The following is a 17,563-nucleotide window of genomic DNA, read 5'->3' as shown; positions in this document are numbered from 1 at the left end:
CGGTGTCACCGACGGTGCACGGGCCGGTCCTTTCGGTCGTCGGGTGCCGTCGCTCGGCGGTTTTCGGGACGGACGGCTGCCCTGCTCGGCCCTTCCGTCCGACGGCGCCGGATGGTGTCGGCAGTGACCCGGAAAATCCTTATGCTCTATTTATCCGATATGCCTACCGATGCGGCTTCTGTGCGCGCACAATGAAGACGCGGCATGCAGAGAAGTGCCGTGCGACTGGATGACAGCGCGGTCGGACTTGCGCACAGAACAGGAGGCGAGTCACATGGCCGACGTGTCTCACCGGGGTGACATAACGGGTCACCCCGACGCGATGGAGATGCGGGAACGCTACTCCCGAATGCTCCACGGGCGGGACGTGGCCCTGGTGGACGGTCCGATCTTCCTGGTCGGCCTCTACCTCGCGGTGTCCCCCTGGGTGGTCGACTACACGACCACGCAGCCCGCGCTCACCGTGCACGCGCTCGTCGTGGGCATCGCGATCGGGCTGCTCGCCCTCGGATTCACCGCGAGGCCGGAGCGCATGGCCGGCCTGAGCCTGGCGATGAGCCTGGTGGGTGTGTGGGTGATCATCTCGACCTGGGTGGTGGGCAGCGGTCCCACCGCGAGCATCATCGTGAGCAACTGCATCATCGGCGGCCTCACCTTCGTACTGGGACTTCTGGGGACAGGCGCGTCCGTGAGGAGTGCTCGGAAGAAAGCTTCGGCGTCTTCCGGCTGAGGCAACCGTACCGACTGAGGAGGACCCGTCCGGCGCGTCACCGCCCGAGAGGTGACGCGCCGGACGACGTCCGTGCCGACCCCGCCCAGGATCGGATGCGCGCCCCCCGTTCTAGGGTGGCGGCATGCCACACCGCAGCGACGCAGCGCGCCACCCCTCCCCGGACGCCGGTCCCCTCCGCTTCGGCCTGCTCGGCACCGGGCCGTGGGCGGCCTCCACCCACGCGCCCGCACTGCGGGCGCACCCGGACGTCGAGTTCGTCGGCGTCTGGGGCCGTCGCGCCGAGGCCGCGGACGTCTTGGCCGAGCGGTTCGGCACCCGGCGCTACGACGAGGTCGACGCGCTGCTGGACGACTGCGACGCCGTGGCCGTCGCCCTGCCCCCGGACGTCCAGGCGCCGCTCGCCGTACGCGCCGCGGAGGCCGGCTGCCACCTGCTGCTCGACAAGCCCGTCGCCACCGAACCGCGGGCGGCCGCCCACATCGCGGACGCCGCCGAACGGAACCGGGTGGCGTCCGTCGTCTTCTTCACCCTGCGCTTCGCCACCGCCACCGCAGACTGGATCGACGCCCGCGCCGCCGCGGACGGCTGGCTGCTGGGCCGTGCCGACTGGCTCTCACCCGTCTTCGGCGGCGCCGACTCGCCGTACTCCGCCTCACCCTGGCGTCAGGAGAAGGGTGCGCTGTGGGATGTCGGCCCGCACGCGCTCTCCGTCCTCCTCCCGGTACTCGGCGACGTCACGGAGGTCGCCGCCGCGGCGGGCCCCGGCGACACCGTCCACCTGACACTGCGCCACGAGGGCGGTGCCTCCAGCACCGTCTCCGTCAGCCACACCGTGCCGCCCGAGGCCGCCGGAGTCACCGCCGAGGTGCGCGGGCCCGCAGGCGTCGCCACCCTCCCGGAGCGGGACGCACCGCCCACCGAGGCGTTCGCGAACGCCGTCGACGCCCTGCGGGACGCGGCGCGCACCGGGGTGCCGCACGACTGCGACGTGCACATGGGACGCCGGGTCACCGAGATCCTCGCCCGCGCCGAGGCCGAGCTCGACACCCCCGGCCGTGCCGCCGGCGCCCGCCCCGTCAGTACCGGACGGTGACCCTTCCGGCGATGCCGTCCACCCGCACCCGGCCGCCGTACGGGATCACCTGCTGCGGGTCGGTGTGGCCCAGGTCCACGTCGAAGACCGCCAGCCCGAAGTCCTCGCGAAGCCGCCGCAGCCCCAGCTCGTAGGGCAGCGGCGAGACTTCGGGCAGGCCACCGGACGGCGAGACGACCGCGACACGGTCGCCCGGTACCGGTTTGGGCGGATACAGGGGCGCGGTGGCTGACATGCCCGGGACGCTACTGGTCCCGCACCGCAGATGCACCCGCATTCCGTCACGGCCGGGCCCCGCGGCCGCCCGCCCACCGGGGCCCCGAGCGTCAGCGGGACAGGGCGTCCTCGACCGCTTCCTCGGTGCGGGCCACCACGGCCGAGCCGTCCCCGGCGGTGATGATCGGGCGCTGGAGGAGCTTCGGGTGCTCTGCCAGCGCCGCGACCCACCGGTCGCGTGCGCCGTCGTTGCGGGGCCAGTCCTTCATGCCGAGGTCCTTCGCCGCCGCCTCCTGGAGGCGCGTGATGTCCCACGGTTCCAGCCCGAGCCGGTCCAGCACGGAACGCACTTCCGCCTCGGACGGCGGGTCGTCGAGATAGCGGCGGACGGTGTACTCCACGCCCGCCGCGTCGAGCAGCCCAAGCGCACTGCGGCACTTCGAGCAGGCCGGATTGATCCAGATCTCCATGCCGGGCAGCGTATCCGGACCGCCCCGGCGCCCCTCAGGACCGGGCGAAGCGCCTCTGCGCCGGCCCGGTGTCGGCGGGCAGGTGGTCGGGGAGGCCGAAGGTGGCGAACAGCCGCCGGTCGAAGAACGCGACCGCGTGCGACACCCGCGAGCCCGACAGCGTCAGCGCCACCATGTTGAAGGGCAGGAACCGGCGGTCCTCCCCGCGCATGTAGAGGCCGAACGCGGGCCGGCCGTTGAGCGCGATCGGCACCAGCCGCATGTCGTCGGGACCGCCGGGGCACCGGGTGTCGATCAGCACGCCGATGTCCTCCGGTCCCCGGTACCAGCCGGTGAACGGCGGCATCTCCCAGACCGCGTCCTCGGTGAAGAGGCCGACGATCGCCGCCATGTCCTTCTTCTCGAACGCCGCGACGTAGCGGTCCAGCAGTTCCCGCTGCCCGGCATCCTCCGGCTCGGTCACCGCGTTCTCGGACGGCGCCACCCGGCCCAACTGCGCGCGTGCACGCTGCAGGGCGCTGTTCACCGAGGCGGTGCTGGTGCCCAGCAGGTCGGCCGCCTCCGCGGCCTTCCACCTCAGCACCTCGCAGAGCAGCAGTACCGCCCGCTGCCGCGGCGGCAGATGCTGCAGGGCGGCGACGAAGGCCAGCCGGATGCTCTCCCGCGAGGTCACGATGGCCGCCGGGTCGGCACCGTCCGCGCCCACCATGGCGTCCGGGACGGGTTCGAGCCACGGCACCTCGTGCTGCTCCACCAGCTCGTCCGACGGGTCAGCGTTCGGCGCCCCCAGCCCCGTCGGCAGCGGCCGCCTGCCGCGGCTCTCCAACGCGTCCAGGCAGGTGTTCGTCGCGATCCGGTGCAGCCACGTCCGCAACGAGGAGCGGCCCTCGAACTTCTCGTACGCCCGCCAGGCCCGCAGATAGGTCTCCTGCACCAGATCCTCCGCCTCGTGCACCGAGCCCAGCATCCGGTAGCAGTGCGCCAACAGCTCCCGCCGGAACGGATTCGTGAGCGCCGGGAAATCCTCGACCGCCGAACCGCCTGCCATCATCCACGCCCTCTCCGACGCCGAACCCCGAGAACTCCGGGAGATGCCGTCATCCTGGCACCCGCCACCGACAAGCGCTCCGCGGAACACCCCCGGGCCCTCGCCCCCTTCCCCTCCTCCCACCGTCCGCCCTTCCGCCCCGCTCCGCAACGGCGGCGTCTCGTACAGCCCGACGGCGGTACCGCCGCCCCGCGATCGGGTGACCCGCGGCGGGCCCTCCGGGAGGGCGCGGGCCTCTCGGGGCAGGGTCGCCACGGAACCGGGACCGGAGGCCTCCCGGGCAGTGCGCGACCACCGGGAGGGTCACGATGCGCATCCTGCTGGTGGCGACGGCGTTCAACAGCCTGACCCAGCGCGTCTTCGCGGAACTCTGCGACAGGGGCCACCGGGCAGCGGTGGAGCCCGTCGCCGACGGTGCCGCGATCCGCGCCGCCGTGCACCGCCACGCACCGGACCTCGTGCTCGCGCCCATGCTCCGCACCGCCATCCCCCGGGACGTGTGGCGTGCGCACACCTGCCTCGTCGTCCACCCCGGACCTCCGGGGGACCGCGGTCCGTCCTCGCTCGACCGGGCCGTGGGCGAGGGAGCCGGCACCTGGGGCGTGACCGTGCTCCAGGCCGAGGAGGAGATGGACGCAGGACCGGTGTGGGCGTGGGAACCGTGCGCGCTGCCCCCGGCAGGGAAGAGCGACCTGTACCGCGGCGAGGTCGCCGACGCCGCCCTCGCCGCCGTGCTGCGCGCCGTCGACCGGTACGCCTCGGGCCGCCACACGCCGCAGACGCAGCACGCCACCGCTCCCGATGTCCGCATCCGCACCCGTCCGGCCCTGCGGCAGGCGGACCGGTGCATCGACTGGCGGCACGACAGCACCGCGACGGTGCTCCGCGCACTGCGCGCCGCCGACTCCCAGCCCGGCGTACGCGACGAACTACTGGGCGGGGAGTGGTTCCTCCACGGCGGGCACCCCGAGCCGGACCTGCGCGGACGCCCGGGCGAGCTGCTGGCCACCCGCGACGGCGCGGTGTGCCGCGCCACCACCGACGGCGCGGTGTGGCTGCCGGTCCTGCGGGAACGCCGGACCGACGGCCGTCGCGGCATCGCCCTCCCGGCGACCACCGCACTCGGCTCCCTGCTGCCCCGGCTGCCCGCGGCGGACCTGCCGCCGTCCCCGGACACCGACCCGCGCGCCTGGACGCCGTTCCGCTACCGGGAGACCGGGAGCGTCGGCTTCCTGGAGTTCACCCTGCCCGGCGGTGCGCTGTCGGCCGTCCACTGCCGCCGGCTGCTGCACGCCTACCGGTACGCGTGCAGCCGCCCCACATCCGTTCTGGTGCTCGGCGGCACCCGCGACTTCTTCTGCAACGGCATCCATCTCGGCGTCATCGAGGCCGCGGCCGACCCGGCCGCCGAGTCCTGGGACACCATCGTCGCCATGAACGACCTGGTCGAAGCGGTGCTCACCACGACGGACCGGCTCACCGTCGCCGCACTCGGCGGCAACGCGGCGGCCGGGGGAGCGATGCTGGCGATCGCGGCCGACGAGGTGTGGTGCCGCACCGGTGTGGTCCTCAACCCCCACTACCGCTTGATGGGGCTCCCGGGCTCCGAGTACTGGACGGCGACGCTGCCCCGGCGCGTGGGCGCAGAGACCGCACGGTCCCTCACGGAACGCGCCCTCCCGGTGAGCGCCGCGACCGGGCAGCGCCTCGGTCTGGTGGACCGGCTCGTGGCGTGCGTTCCGCAGCGGTTCCGCGAGGAGGTCGCCGCACGCGCCGCCGATCTCGCCACCGACCCCGGGACGCAGCGGCGGATCGCGGGGAAGAAGGCCGCCCTGGAGGCGCGCGAGGCGCGGCACCCGCTCGCCGCCCACCGCCAGGAGGAACTGGCCCGCATGCGAGCGGTCTTCACCGACCCCGAAGCCCCCTACCACCGGCTGCGCCGGGCCTTCGTGCGCAAGGAGCCTCCCCCCGTGGACGCACCGCGGCCCCGCTTCCCCGACACCCTCCCCGAACGACGCCTCCGACCGCACGCGACCGCACCACGGAAGGAAGGACCGCCGATGGCGAGCACGGAACCGACGACGGGCGACACCCCCTGGTGGCATCCCGAGGCCGAAGCGGCCGTCGACCCCGCGACGGACCGCGTCACGGTCGAAGGCGTTCCCGTGGGTGCCGGCGACCGGGTGGTCCTCCGCCCGGGGAGCCGCCGGACGGACGCCCAGGACGCCTTCCTCCACGACCGCCCGGCCGTCGTGGAGGAGGTCCTGCACGACGTGGACGGCGGAATCCACCTCGCCGTCACGGTCGAGGGCGATCCGGCCACGGAACTGCGCCGCGAGCAACGGCGCTTCTGGTACTTCCAGCCCGACGAACTGGCCCTTCCGGAGGAGGAGTGACGGCCGCGGCGGCCGGAGCCGCCGCCGGAACGGACCGCGACGTGCTGGTCGCCGGTATCGGCAACATCTTCCTCGGCGACGACGGCTTCGGCGTGGAGGTCGCGCGCCGCCTGGCCGAGTGGGAGGTGCCCCCGGGAGTCGAGGTGCAGGACACCGGAGTCCGCGGAGTCCACCTCGCCTACCAGCTGCTGGACGGCTACCGGGCCGTCGTGCTCGTCGACGCGGTGCCCGGCGACGAACCGCCCGGCACGCTGCGGGTCCTCGAACCGGACCTCGCGCAGCAGCAGCCGGACGCCGGAGCGGCCGTCGACGGGCACCGCATGACGCCCGACGCGGTGCTGGGCCTGCTCGGCACCCTCACCGAGGGTGTCGGCGGCACCGGGCCGCGCCGCGTCCTGATCGTCGGCTGCGTCCCCGCTTCCCTGGAGGAGGGAATCGGCCTCTCCGTCCCCGTCGCCGCCGCTGTCGAGGACGCTGCCCACCTCGTGCGGGGACTCGTGGACGACCTCGTGGCCCCCCGGGACGGAGCGGGCTTCCCGGCACGCCGGGGCGACGCCCCGGCCGTATGAGCCGATCGGGCCAGGCACGCCCCTCCCGGCGGCGTGTCAGGCACGGCCCGCCTTCCTCCGGACCTGTAATGGACGGCCGGGGCCGCACCGGGACCCGTCGGCCTACGTTCCACCGAGAGAGGCCAGGATGCACGAGATGTCCATCGCGCTGGCGGTGGTGCAGCAGGTCGAGGAAGCCCCGCCCGAGGACGTCACGGGGGCCGTGGAGTCGGTGCGCCTCCAGGTCGGCGAGCTCGCCGGCGTCGTTCCCGACGCACTCCGCTTCAGCTTCGAACTCGCCTGCGCCGGCACCGTCCTGGAAGGCGCCGAGCTGCACATCGAGACGGTGCCCGGCCGCGCCCGCTGCACGCCCTGCGGCCACGTCTGGGCCACCGGGATGCCACCGCTCCTCTTCTGCCCGCAGTGCGACTCGGGCGACACCGAACTGCTCGCCGGAAGGGAACTGCGCGTCACCGCCCTCGCCTGTTCCGAACGCCACCGACACACCCCGGACGACCGGGTGCCCGAGGAGAGCTGACCCATGTGCCGTGCCGTCGACCTGCAGCAGGCCGTACTCGCCAAGAACGACCGCAGTGCCCAGGACCTCCGCGCGTACCTAGCGGGACGCGGCACCACCGCCGTCAACCTGCTCTCGAGCCCCGGCAGCGGGAAGACCGCCCTGCTGGAGTCGGAACTGGACCTCGCCCGGCAGCGCCGCGTTCCGGTCGCCGCCCTCACCGCCGACCTGGCCACCGAGAACGACGCCGTGCGCCTGGCACGCTCCGGAGCTCCCGTCAAACAGGTGTGCACCGACGGACTGTGTCACCTGGAGGCGGACATGCTCCGCGGCCACCTCGACGGCTGGATGCCGGACGGCACCCGGCTGCTGTTCGTCGAGAACGTCGGCAACCTCGTCTGCCCCGCCTCCTACGACCTCGGGGAGTCGCTGCGGGTGGCGCTCGCCTCCGTCACCGAGGGCGAGGACAAGCCGCTGAAGTACCCCACCGCCTTCGGCCTCGCCCACCTCGTCGTGGTCACCAAGTACGACATCGCCGCCGCGGTCAGCTTCGACCGCGCCGCCTTCCTCGACCACGTACGCCAGGTCAACCCCGGTGTCGAGGTGCTCTTCACCTCCGCGCGCACCGGGGACGGCGCGGGGGAACTCCTCGACCGCGCGCTGGCCGTGCACGAGGGCGCCGCCGTCCACGAGCCCGTGATGACCCGCAGCGCCCACGACCACGGCCACACACACGGCCACGACCACGGCCACACACACGCCGAGCACGTCCACCCATGACCTCCGGCGCCTCCACCACGACCGTCGCCGACCCGGCCCCCCGCCGCCGGAGCCGGGTCACCGTGCGCGGCGTCGTCCAGGGCGTCGGCTTCCGACCCTTCGTGTACGCGCTGGCCACGCAGCTCCGGCTCAGTGGCCACGTCGCCAACACCGGGCACGGTGTCGTCGCGGAGATCGAGGGCGCCCCCGGCGACGTCGCGGCCTTCCTCGCACGCGTCGCTTCCGACGCGCCCCCGCTCGCCGTGGTGGAGTCCGTCGACCACGAACCCCTCGAACCCACCGCGGCGGACGGCTTCACCATCCGCGAGTCCCGGGCCGACGGCACCGCCCGCACCCTCGTGCCCCCGGACACCGCGACCTGCTCCGCCTGCCTCGACGAGCTGCGCGACCCGGCCGACCGGCGTCACCGCCACCCGTTCATCACCTGCACCCACTGCGGGCCGCGCTTCACCATCGTCACGGCGCTGCCCTACGACCGCGCGCACACCACCATGGCCCGCTTCCCGCTCTGCGACCCCTGCGCCCGCGAATACGCCGACCCCGCCGACCGCCGCTTCCACGCCCAGCCGGTGGCCTGCCACGACTGCGGCCCCCGGCTCCGCCTCGTCCTCGGCCACGGCGAGGCGGACGGCGAGACGGACGGAGAGCCGGTGGCCGCAGCTCGGCGGCTGCTCGCCCGCGGCGCGATCGTCGCTGTGAAGGGACTCGGCGGCTACCACCTCGCCTGCGATGCTTCCGACCCCGCTGCCGTGCGCCGGCTGCGCCGCCGCAAGGAGCGCGGCGACAAACCGCTCGCCCTCATGGCCCGCGACCTCGCGGACATCGCGCCACGGGTGCACCTGGACGCCGCCGAGAAGGACCTGCTCACCGGGCCGCAGCGGCCCGTCGTCCTGCTGCGCCGCCGCCCGCCCGGGCAGGTGCCGGAGAATGCCCCGCCCGTCGCCGAGGACGTCGCCCCCCGCTGCGCCGACCTCGGCATCATGCTGCCCTACACACCCCTCCACCACCTGCTGCTGGGACTCCCCGGCGACCCGCCGGGCCCCCGGCTGCTCGTGATGACCAGCGGCAACCTCGGCGGCGAACCCATCGTCACCGACGACATCGAGGCGTTCTCCCGCCTCGCGGGCATCGCCGACGCCTGGCTCACCCACGACCGGCCGATCCACGTCCCCTGCGACGACTCGGTGTTCCGCGTCGTGGACGGCGAACCGCTGCCGGTACGCCGCTCCCGCGGGCACGCCCCGTTCCCTGTCGCCCTCCCGTTCCCCGTCCAGCCGGTACTCGCCGTGGGCGGCGACCTCAAGAACACCTTCTGCCTCGCAGCAGGACGCCGCGCCTGGCTCTCCGCCCACAACGGCGACATGGACGACCTGGCCACCCTCAACGCCTTCACCACCGCCCAGGCGCAACTGGAGAACCTCACCGGCGTCACCCCCGAACTGCTCGTCGCCGACCGGCATCCCGGCTACCGCAGCACCGCCTGGGCACGACGCCACGCCGCGGGCAGACCCGTGCGCACCGTGCAGCACCACCACGCCCACATCGCCTCCGCGATGGTCGAAGCGGGACTCGACGGCACCCGGCCCGTCGTCGGAGTCGCCTTCGACGGCACCGGCTACGGCGACGACGGCGCCGTGTGGGGCGGCGAGTTCCTGCTCGCCGACTACGACGGCCACCGCCGCCTGGCCCACCTCGCGTACGCTCCCCTCCCCGGTGGCGACGCGGCCGTTCGGCACACCCGACGCATGGCACTGGCGCATCTGCACGCCGCCGGACTGCCCTGGGACGCCGACCTGCCACCCGTGACGGCCTGCACCCCCGACGAACTCCGGCTGCTGGCACGGCAGGTCGAACGAGGACTGCACTGCGTCCCCACCTCCAGCATGGGCCGGCTCTTCGACGCGGTGTCCTCCCTCGTCGGACTGTGCCACCACGCCGGCTACGAGGCCCAGGCCGCCGTCGAACTCGAAGCGGCCGCCTGGAACCACCTGACCGAGCACGGCCCCTGCGGTGACCCCGGAGCCGACTTCGCTCTGGCGGACCGCGGGAACGGCGAACCGCTGCGCGCGGACCCCGCCCCCCTGCTCGCCGCCACCGTCGACGCGGTGCGCTCCGGCGAACCGCCCGGGCTGCTCGCCGCCCGGTTCCACACGGCGGTCGCCCGTCTGGTGCGGCGGGTGTGCGCCGAGGCAGCCGAACGGCACGGCACGGACACCGTCGCCCTCAGCGGCGGGGTGTTCGCCAACGGCATCCTCGCCACCACATGCGCCCGCGGCCTGCGGGAGGACGGCCTCACCGTGCTCACCCATCGGCAAGTGCCCCCCAACGACGGAGGACTGGCGCTCGGACAGCTCGTCGTCGCCGCTCGCGAAGGCGGTCCGTCACCTGCCGCGCCCCGACCTGCCGAAGAACACCACCCGTGAATCCAGCAGCTGCAGTGAGGAGGGCCCATGTGCCTGGCGGTACCCGGCAAGGTGCTCGCGATCGCCGAACGTGACGGCACCCGCATGGCCGACGTCGACTTCGGCGGCGTGGTCAAGGAGGTGTGCCTCGAGTACCTGCCCGACCTGGAGGTCGGCGAATACACCATCGTCCACGTCGGATTCGCGCTGCAACGGCTGGACGAGGAGTCCGCTCGCCGCAGCCTGGAACTCTTCGGCGAACTGGGCTTGCTCGATGAGGAGTTCGGTGACCCGTGGCAGCAGGCCGCGGACGAGAGCGGCGCCCCGCTGCCGCCGGCCGCCGACAGGCCCCCGGAGCCGGCCGCCACCTCCCCGGGGGCCACGACACCGCAGGAGGCGGACCGGTGAAGTACATCGACGAATTCCAGGACCCGGACCTCGCCAGGCGCCTCCTGGACGACATCCACGCCACGGTGACCCGCCCCTGGGCACTGATGGAAGTCTGCGGAGGGCAGACCCACACCATCATCCGCCACGGCATCGACCAACTGCTCCCCGAGCAGGTCCGCCTCATCCACGGCCCCGGCTGTCCGGTGTGCGTGACTCCGCTGGAGGTCATCGACAAGGCCCTCGCCATCGCCTCCCGCCCCGAAGTGATCTTCTGCTCCTTCGGGGACATGCTGCGCGTGCCCGGCACCGACCGGGACCTGTTCCGGGTCCGCAGCGAGGGCGGCGACGTGCGTGTCGTGTACTCCCCGCTGGACGCGCTCCGCATCGCCCAGCAGAACCCGGACCGCGAAGTGGTCTTCTTCGGCATCGGGTTCGAGACCACAGCGCCGCCCAACGCCATGACGGTGCACCAGGCCCGGAAACTCGGCATCGGCAACTTCAGCCTGCTCGTCTCGCACGTCAGGGTGCCGCCCGCGATCGAGGCGATCATGAACGCGCCGGACTGCCAGGTCCAGGGCTTCCTGGCCGCCGGTCACGTGTGCAGCGTGATGGGCGTCGAGGAGTACCCGGAACTGGCGGAACGCCACCGGGTGCCGATCGTGGTCACCGGCTTCGAACCCCTCGACATCCTGGAGGGCGTGCGCCGCACCGTCCGGCAGCTGGAGCGCGGCGAACACACCGTCGACAACGCCTACGCCCGAGCGGTCCGGCCGGAGGGCAACCCTGCGGCACGCGCCATGCTCGCCGACGTCTTCGAGGTCACCGACCGCGCCTGGCGCGGCATCGGTGTCATCCCCGACAGCGGGTGGCGGCTGTCCGAGCGGTATCGGGCCCATGACGCGGAGCACCGCTTCGACGTCGACGGCATCACCACCGAGGAACCCGCCGCCTGCCGCAGCGGCGAGGTGCTGCAAGGACTGATCACCCCCCACGAGTGCGAGGCGTTCGGCACCGCCTGCACCCCGCGCACCCCCCTCGGGGCCACCATGGTCTCCAGCGAGGGCGCCTGCGCCGCGTACTACCTCTACCGCCGGCTCGGCGGCCCCACCGGCAACGACACCGCTCCGCAGGAGGCGACCACCGTTGGCTGAGACCACCGCAGAACGCAGCCGAGCCGCATCCGCCCCGGCACCGCTGCCCGACCCCGCCCGGTGGACCTGCCCGGCGCCACTGCGGGACCACCCCCGCATCGTCATGGGGCACGGCGGCGGAGGCGCCCTCTCCGCCGAACTCGTCGAGCACGTGTTCGCCCCGGCCTTCGGCGGTGAGACGCTGTCCGCCCTGGCCGACTCCGCGACCGTCACGCTGGGCGGCGCCCGGATCGCCTTCTCGACCGACACCTTCGTCGTCAGGCCGCTGTTCTTCCCCGGCGGCAGCATCGGAGACCTGGCCGTCAACGGAACCGTCAACGACCTCGCCATGAGCGGTGCCCGGCCCGCCTACCTCTCCTGCGGCTTCGTGCTGGAGGAAGGCGTGGAGACGTCCGTCGTCGGGCGCGTCGCCGAGGCGCTGGGCACCGCGGCCCGTACCGCCGGCGTGGAGGTCGCGACCGGCGACACCAAGGTCGTCGAGTCCGGCCGCGGCGACGGGATCTACCTCAACACCTCCGGCATCGGCCTGGTCCCGGAGGGCGTGGACATCCGCCCCCAGCGTGCCGAACCCGGCGACGTGGTGATCGTCAGCGGGCCGATCGGCCTGCACGGCATCGCCGTCCTCAGCCTCCGCGAGGGCCTGGAGTTCGGCGCCGAGATCGAGAGCGACTGCGCCGCCCTCCCCGGGCTGGTCGCCGCGATGCTGGAGGTCACCCCCGACCTCCACGTGCTGCGGGACCCGACCCGCGGCGGCGTCGCCGCGGCCCTCGGCGAGATCGCCGCGGCCGCGCAGGTCGGTGTCGTCGTGCGGGAGCGTGCGCTGCCCGTTCCCGAACCGGTCGCCGCGGCCTGCGCCATGCTCGGGCTCGACCCGATGTACGTCGCCAACGAGGGCAAGCTCGTCGCCTTCGTGCCACGGGACCGCGCCGACGAGGTGCTGGCCGCCATGCGGGCGCACCCGCTGGGCGCCGGCGCCACGATCGTGGGGGAGTGCGTCACCGACCACCCGGGCATGGTCGTCGCCCGTACCGGACTCGGCGGCACCCGGGTCGTCGATCTGCCCGTCGGCGAGCAACTGCCGCGCATCTGCTGAATCGACCGTGACACAGCCCGTCGCCCCGCCCGTCCGCCACGCACCGCTGCCGGACGGGCGGGCGGGGAGCGTGCCGTGCGCGCGCCGCACCCCGGGCACGGGCCCGAGACGAGGAAAGGGGAGGACATGACCGCCGAGCGCCCCCACAACGGCAGCCCCGAACGCCTGTGGGCGCTGCTGGGGCTGGTGACGGCGGTCCTCGTGGCCGGGTACTTCCTGCTTCCCATCGACGTCTTCGGCGCCGAACGCCCGCTCGTCAGCTGGGCGGCGTTCGGTGTCGCGCTCGTCGCCGTCACCGTCCTTCTCCTGAAGCAGATGCGGGACGTCCACCAGGAGCGCGAGGGCGTGCACCCCGGCTTCATGATTCCGCTGCTGATCTGCCTCACGGTGCTCGTCTTCGCCGCCGCCTACTTCAACCTCGCCGAGGAACCGGGGGAGTTCCGCGGGATCGCCACGCGACTGGACGCCCTGTACTTCACGGTGGTCACGCTGGCGACCCTGGGATACGGGGACATCGTCCCCAGCGGACAGACGGCACGGCTGCTCGTCCTCGTGCAGCTCGTGTACAACCTGGTCTTCCTCACGGCCGCCGCCGCCGCGTTCTCCTCCCGGTTCCGCACCCTGATCGCCCGGCGCCCCCCGTCCGGGGGGCGGGGCGAACTCAGCGGTCGCGCACGAAGCGCAGAAAGCTCCCGACGCCCTCGGCCACGTCGTCGGCCGACCATTCCGCGGCGGAGGCGGAGACAGTGACCTCGGTCGTCGCCAGCCCCGGCAGCGCCGCGTCCTGCCACGGCCCGAACACCGCGGTCCCCGTCTGCTCCGCCTGCCGCACTCCGGCCTCGTCGAGCGTTCGTGCGGGATACGGCAGCCACACCTGGAACTGGTGCGTGCACGGGATCACCGGGTGCACCCGGAAGAAGGGCACCTCGTCGGTGAGGGCGTCGCGCAGGGCGGCGGCCACGATCTTGGCGTGCGCCACGTGGCCGGGCAGCCGCGGCAACTCGTGCTCGAGGCCGTGCAGCGCCGCCAGCGCCGCGGGCCACTGCTGGAAGACCAGCCCTCCGTACCGGTGCCGCCAGGTCCTCGCCTCCGCCACCACGTCCGCCGAGGCGCACAGAGCGGCACCGGAGATCCCCTCCAGGGACTTGTAGAACGACACGTACACGCTGTCGGCCAGGTCGGCGATCTCCGCGAGCGACCGTCCGAAGTGCTCGGTGCACTCCCACAACCGCGCGCCGTCGAGGTGCACCACCGCCTCCCGGTCGCGCGCGGCGCCCACGACCGCGGTCAGCTCCTCCCACGAGGGCAGCACGAAGCCTGCCTCGCGCAGCGGGAGTTCCAGCATCAAAGTGCCGAACGGCTCGTCGAGGCCGTGGACCTCCCCGGCGAGCGGCAGCCGCTCCTCCCGGGTCGGGTGCACCGTCCGCAACCCGCTCACCGCCTGGAGCGCCCCGCCCTCGTGCACCTCCGGGTGCGCGCGCGGATGCAGCGCGACCGTGGGGTTCCCCGTCCTGCCGGCCCAGCACCGGAGCGCGACCTGCTGGGCCATGGTGCCCGTCGGGAAGAACACCGCGTCCTCCGTGCCCAGCAGGTCGGAGACCCGCCGCTCCAGCACGGACACCGGCCCGTCACCGTACGCGTCCGGCGGTCCGTCGAGGTCGTGGTCGGCCAGCCGCTCCAGATACTGCCGCATGGTCGGACGCCTGCTGTGGGACAGCACCCGCTCGCACTGTGCGAGCGCCGCCCGCCGCCGTTGCCGCATCGTCTGCTTGCCCATCCGCCGATTCTGCCTGCCGCCCGCATCGCGGCCCAGTTCTTCGCCGCAGACTCTTGACGTGCGACATATGCGGAGGAAACTGGAATACAGCCAGAAAACCGGAGAGCCCCACCGCCGGTGGAGACGTTCACCGGCAGGAGACCCTTGGCGGAGCTCTGGTGAGGGCCCCGGCGGGCCTGCGGTGACGGAGCCCGGGCGACGACCCGGGCGGAAGGGACCGGAGGACCACCGGGGACTGCTTCTGCCCGCAGCAGCCGGCTCGGGTCCGGGCTGCTCAGGGCACCAGTCCCGCGCGGCGCGCGGCGACCACCGTCTCCAGACGGGTGTGCGTGTCCAGCTTCCGCATCGCCGAGCGCAGATAGGCCTTGACCGTCTCGGGGCGGAGGCCGGCACGAGCGGCGATCTCCGCGTTGGTGCCCCCGTCGGCAACCCACGCCACGACGTCCGTCTCCCTCGGGGACAGCCGGACCTCCCGCGCTGTCCCGGGCGCCCGCAGCCGGTCCGGCAAGGGGGCGGCCGCCAGCCGGTCGCACACCTCCAGCACCTCCCGGCGCACCTCCTCGTCCGCCAACCGGGCCGCCACGGAACGCAGGTCGGAGTGCGCCGCGCGTACTTCCTCCCAGGCGTCCGGCCCCGGCGCCCCGCCCGCCTCGCACAGCGAGCGCCGGGAGGCAGCGGCGCGCCGGGCCTGCCGCCGGGCGTCGAGGGCCCGCTCCAGTTCCCGCACCGCCTCGGCCGCGGCGTCCGTCGCCCTGTCGCCCAGGGGTGCGGGACACCGCAGGGCCGCGTACAGCACACCCCGGACGTGGGACCCGGCCATGACCGGGAGGGCCAGGACCGAACGGAGTCCCTCGGCCGCGACCGCCGCGTCGTACTCGTGACTGATGCCGCGGGAGGTGCGGTAGTCGGTGACCGAGACAGGGCGCGCCCGCGCGGCCGCCTTGCCGCCGAGACCGCTGCCCGGCGCGATCGTCAGCCCCCGGAGCGCGGAGGTCCTGGTGCCCGTGCCCTCGCCTATACGGAAGCCGATGCTGCCCTCCGCCCCGCACAGGCCCGCGAACGCCACGTGGGCCCCCGATCCGCGCAGGACCCGGATCAGAGCCGCCCGTACGGCCTGCTGCTCGACGGCGTCCACCACACCTCCCGGGACCGGCCACCCCCGTCCGGGGGTGGTGAGAGCTGCGCCACTCCTGCACGATGCTACGCAGAGCGCAGGACGAGGAGGAGGCCCAGGTGACCGCAGGAACCACGGACTCGACCGGCACGACCTCGCCGGAGCCGTCGTACGCGAGCGGTACGTCCGACACGCCCCTGCTCGGGGAGACCATCGGGCACAACCTCGACAGGACGGCGGCCGCGCACCCGGATGCGGAGATGCTGGTCGACGTCCCCAGCGGGCGGCGCTGGAGCTACGCCCGGTTCGTCGAGGACGTCGACCAGCTGGCACGCGGCCTGCTCGCCCGCGGCATCGGCAGGGGCGACCGGGTCGGCATCTGGGCCGTCAACTGCCCGGAGTGGTTGCTGGTCCAGTACGCCACCGCGCGGATCGGCGCCGTGATGGTCAACATCAACCCCGCCTATCGGACGCACGAGTTGGCCTACGTGCTGCGACAGGCCGGTGTCGCGATGCTGATCGCCTCCACGACGTACCGGACCAGCGACTACCGGGCCATGGCCCGTGAGGTCGCGGGGGAGTGCCCCGCGCTGCGGGAGACCGTCCACATCGGTACGGACGACTGGGACGCCCTGGTGGAGGCCGGGGACGGGGTACCCGCCGAGCGGCTGAAGGCCGTGTCGGCAGAGCTGAGCTGCGACGACCCGATCAACATCCAGTACACCTCGGGCACGACGGGCTTCCCCAAGGGCGCCACCCTCTCGCACCACAACATCCTCAACAACGGGTTCTTCGTGGGCGAACTGGTCGGCTACACCGAGCAGGACAGGATCTGCCTCCCCGTGCCCTTCTACCACTGCTTCGGCATGGTCATGGGGAACCTGGCGGCCAGCAGCCACGGGGCCTGCGTGGTGATCCCCGCGCCGTCCTTCGAGCCCGCCGCGACGCTGCGGGCCGTCCAGGACGAGCGCTGCACCTCGCTCTACGGGGTGCCGACCATGTTCATCGCCGAACTCAACCTCCCCGACTTCGCTTCCTACGACCTCTCCCGGCTGCGCACCGGGATCATGGCGGGTTCACCGTGTCCTGTCGAGGTGATGAAGCGCGTCATCGCCGAGATGCACATGGCCGAGGTCGCCATCTGCTACGGGATGACGGAGACTTCGCCGGTCTCCACGCAGACCCGCGTCGACGACGACCTGGAACGCCGCACTGCGACGGTGGGGCGCGTCCTGCCGCACCTGGAGGTGAAGGTCGTCGATCCGGCCACCGGGGTCACGGTGCCCCGGGGCGAGCCGGGCGAACTGTGCACGCGGGGCTACTCGGTCATGCTGGGCTACTGGGAAGATCCGGAACGCACGGCCGAAGTCGTCGACGCCGCACGGTGGATGCACACCGGTGACCTCGCCGTGATGCGCGAGGACGGCTACGTCGCCATCACCGGCCGTATCAAAGACATGATCATCCGCGGTGGGGAGAACGTGTATCCGCGCGAGATCGAGGAGTTCCTGCACGCACACCCCAAGGTCTCCGACGTGCAGGTCGTCGGTGTGCCCGACGAGCGGTACGGCGAAGAGGTCCTCGCCTGCGTCATCCCGGCGGACCCGGCCGACCCGCCGACGGCCGAGGAGGTCGCCGCGTACTGCGAGGGCCGCCTGGCGCACTACAAGGTCCCGCGGCGGGTGCGGATCCTGACGGAGTTCCCCATGACGGTCAGCGGCAAGGTCCGGAAGGTCGAACTCCGCGAGTCCGCCGCGGAGCAGCAGCCGGGAGTGTGACGGGCCGTCTGCCTGGTGCACATCCGTTCCGGAGGCGGCACCGGACGTGGGTCCGGC

At 73.3% G+C, this 17,563-nt stretch carries 15 protein-coding genes and 2 pseudogenes; 12 read left to right on the top strand and 5 right to left on the bottom strand.

From position 1 onward, the window contains the following. Positions 1-274: 274 nt before the first annotated feature. The gene (locus ACL06G_RS10675) at positions 275-730 is read left to right on the top strand and encodes an SPW repeat protein (RefSeq protein ID WP_412785726.1); all 456 of its coding nucleotides are present in this window, start codon (positions 275-277) and stop codon (positions 728-730) included. Between the two features lie 124 nt (positions 731-854). Continuing rightward, a complete protein-coding gene (locus ACL06G_RS10670) occupies positions 855-1,826 on the top strand; it encodes a Gfo/Idh/MocA family protein (protein ID WP_412785727.1) in 972 nt (323 codons plus the stop codon). On the opposite strand, the pseudogene ACL06G_RS10665 reads toward ACL06G_RS10670, so the two are convergent. From ACL06G_RS10665 to ACL06G_RS10655, 3 genes and pseudogenes are all read right to left on the bottom strand, one after another. After that, positions 1,810-1,920: pseudogene (locus tag ACL06G_RS10665) on the bottom strand (LD-carboxypeptidase); the annotation flags it as partial. The gene ACL06G_RS10670 and the pseudogene ACL06G_RS10665 overlap by 17 nt on opposite strands. 232 nt (positions 1,921-2,152) lie before the next feature. Then, positions 2,153-2,512 carry an arsenate reductase family protein gene (locus ACL06G_RS10660; protein WP_412785728.1) on the bottom strand — a complete coding sequence of 120 codons (360 nt, stop codon included), beginning with the start codon at positions 2,510-2,512 and terminating at the stop codon, positions 2,153-2,155. Between the two features lie 34 nt (positions 2,513-2,546). Further along, positions 2,547-3,563 (bottom strand): sigma-70 family RNA polymerase sigma factor, encoded by a 1,017-nt coding sequence (locus ACL06G_RS10655; RefSeq protein ID WP_412785729.1) that lies wholly within the window; start codon positions 3,561-3,563, stop codon positions 2,547-2,549. Between the two features lie 305 nt (positions 3,564-3,868). Here ACL06G_RS10655 and ACL06G_RS10650 point away from each other — a divergent pair. From ACL06G_RS10650 to ACL06G_RS10610, 9 genes and pseudogenes are all read left to right on the top strand, one after another. Continuing rightward, positions 3,869-5,527: pseudogene (locus ACL06G_RS10650) on the top strand (enoyl-CoA hydratase-related protein); the annotation flags it as partial. A gap of 425 nt (positions 5,528-5,952) precedes the next feature. Beyond that, positions 5,953-6,525, top strand: a complete 573-nt coding sequence (locus ACL06G_RS10645) for a hydrogenase maturation protease (RefSeq protein WP_412835772.1) — start codon at positions 5,953-5,955, stop codon at positions 6,523-6,525. Between the two features lie 127 nt (positions 6,526-6,652). After that, positions 6,653-7,042 (top strand): hydrogenase maturation nickel metallochaperone HypA, encoded by a 390-nt coding sequence (gene hypA / locus ACL06G_RS10640; RefSeq protein WP_412785731.1) that lies wholly within the window; start codon positions 6,653-6,655, stop codon positions 7,040-7,042. 3 nt (positions 7,043-7,045) lie between these two features. Then, the gene (gene hypB, locus ACL06G_RS10635) at positions 7,046-7,801 is read left to right on the top strand and encodes a hydrogenase nickel incorporation protein HypB (protein WP_412835771.1); all 756 of its coding nucleotides are present in this window, start codon (positions 7,046-7,048) and stop codon (positions 7,799-7,801) included. Next, positions 7,798-10,224, top strand: coding sequence for a carbamoyltransferase HypF (hypF, locus tag ACL06G_RS10630; RefSeq protein ID WP_412835770.1), 2,427 nt, complete (start codon positions 7,798-7,800; stop codon positions 10,222-10,224). Before hypB ends, hypF begins: the two co-directional genes overlap by 4 nt. A 27-nt stretch (positions 10,225-10,251) precedes the next feature. Beyond that, positions 10,252-10,611, top strand: coding sequence for a HypC/HybG/HupF family hydrogenase formation chaperone (locus tag ACL06G_RS10625; RefSeq protein ID WP_412785734.1), 360 nt, complete (start codon positions 10,252-10,254; stop codon positions 10,609-10,611). Then, positions 10,608-11,744 (top strand): hydrogenase formation protein HypD, encoded by a 1,137-nt coding sequence (gene hypD / locus ACL06G_RS10620; protein WP_412835769.1) that lies wholly within the window; start codon positions 10,608-10,610, stop codon positions 11,742-11,744. The genes ACL06G_RS10625 and hypD overlap by 4 nt, the downstream gene beginning before the upstream one ends. Beyond that, positions 11,737-12,837, top strand: a complete 1,101-nt coding sequence (gene hypE, locus ACL06G_RS10615) for a hydrogenase expression/formation protein HypE (RefSeq protein WP_412835768.1) — start codon at positions 11,737-11,739, stop codon at positions 12,835-12,837. The genes hypD and hypE overlap by 8 nt, the downstream gene beginning before the upstream one ends. Before the next feature lie 126 nt (positions 12,838-12,963). Continuing rightward, positions 12,964-13,587 carry a potassium channel family protein gene (locus tag ACL06G_RS10610; RefSeq protein WP_412785737.1) on the top strand — a complete coding sequence of 208 codons (624 nt, stop codon included), beginning with the start codon at positions 12,964-12,966 and terminating at the stop codon, positions 13,585-13,587. Here ACL06G_RS10610 and ACL06G_RS10605 read toward each other — a convergent pair. Beyond that, positions 13,499-14,614: a threonine aldolase family protein gene (locus ACL06G_RS10605; RefSeq protein WP_412785738.1), complete on the bottom strand. Its 1,116-nt coding sequence runs from the start codon at positions 14,612-14,614 to the stop codon at positions 13,499-13,501. The genes ACL06G_RS10610 and ACL06G_RS10605 overlap by 89 nt on opposite strands. A 274-nt stretch (positions 14,615-14,888) precedes the next feature. Then, positions 14,889-15,749, bottom strand: a complete 861-nt coding sequence (locus ACL06G_RS10600) for a helix-turn-helix transcriptional regulator (RefSeq protein ID WP_412835767.1) — start codon at positions 15,747-15,749, stop codon at positions 14,889-14,891. 98 nt (positions 15,750-15,847) lie between these two features. Between ACL06G_RS10600 and ACL06G_RS10595 the strand changes: the two genes are divergently transcribed. After that, a complete protein-coding gene (locus tag ACL06G_RS10595) occupies positions 15,848-17,506 on the top strand; it encodes an AMP-binding protein (protein ID WP_412785740.1) in 1,659 nt (552 codons plus the stop codon). The last annotated feature ends 57 nt before the right edge of the window (positions 17,507-17,563 follow it).

The sequence above is a fragment of the Streptomyces callyspongiae genome (genome assembly GCF_047200695.1).
GTDB lineage: Bacteria > Actinomycetota > Actinomycetes > Streptomycetales > Streptomycetaceae > Streptomyces.
The sequence above is the reverse complement of the archived record's forward strand: the minus strand, read 5'-3'. Positions and strand labels throughout refer to the sequence as shown.

What these genes read in the sequence shown, in the direction of transcription:
- hypB (WP_412835771.1), top strand. Translation starts at nt 7,046, where the DNA reads ATGTGCCGTGCCGTCGACCTGCAGCAGGCCGTACTCGCCAAGAACGAC.
- ACL06G_RS10660 (WP_412785728.1), bottom strand. Translation starts at nt 2,512, where the DNA reads ATGGAGATCTGGATCAATCCGGCCTGCTCGAAGTGCCGCAGTGCGCTT.
- ACL06G_RS10625 (WP_412785734.1), top strand. Translation starts at nt 10,252, where the DNA reads ATGTGCCTGGCGGTACCCGGCAAGGTGCTCGCGATCGCCGAACGTGAC.
- ACL06G_RS10610 (WP_412785737.1), top strand. Translation starts at nt 12,964, where the DNA reads ATGACCGCCGAGCGCCCCCACAACGGCAGCCCCGAACGCCTGTGGGCG.
- ACL06G_RS10675 (WP_412785726.1), top strand. Translation starts at nt 275, where the DNA reads ATGGCCGACGTGTCTCACCGGGGTGACATAACGGGTCACCCCGACGCG.
- ACL06G_RS10655 (WP_412785729.1), bottom strand. Translation starts at nt 3,563, where the DNA reads ATGATGGCAGGCGGTTCGGCGGTCGAGGATTTCCCGGCGCTCACGAAT.
- hypF (WP_412835770.1), top strand. Translation starts at nt 7,798, where the DNA reads ATGACCTCCGGCGCCTCCACCACGACCGTCGCCGACCCGGCCCCCCGC.
- hypA (WP_412785731.1), top strand. Translation starts at nt 6,653, where the DNA reads ATGCACGAGATGTCCATCGCGCTGGCGGTGGTGCAGCAGGTCGAGGAA.
- ACL06G_RS10605 (WP_412785738.1), bottom strand. Translation starts at nt 14,614, where the DNA reads ATGGGCAAGCAGACGATGCGGCAACGGCGGCGGGCGGCGCTCGCACAG.
- ACL06G_RS10670 (WP_412785727.1), top strand. Translation starts at nt 855, where the DNA reads ATGCCACACCGCAGCGACGCAGCGCGCCACCCCTCCCCGGACGCCGGT.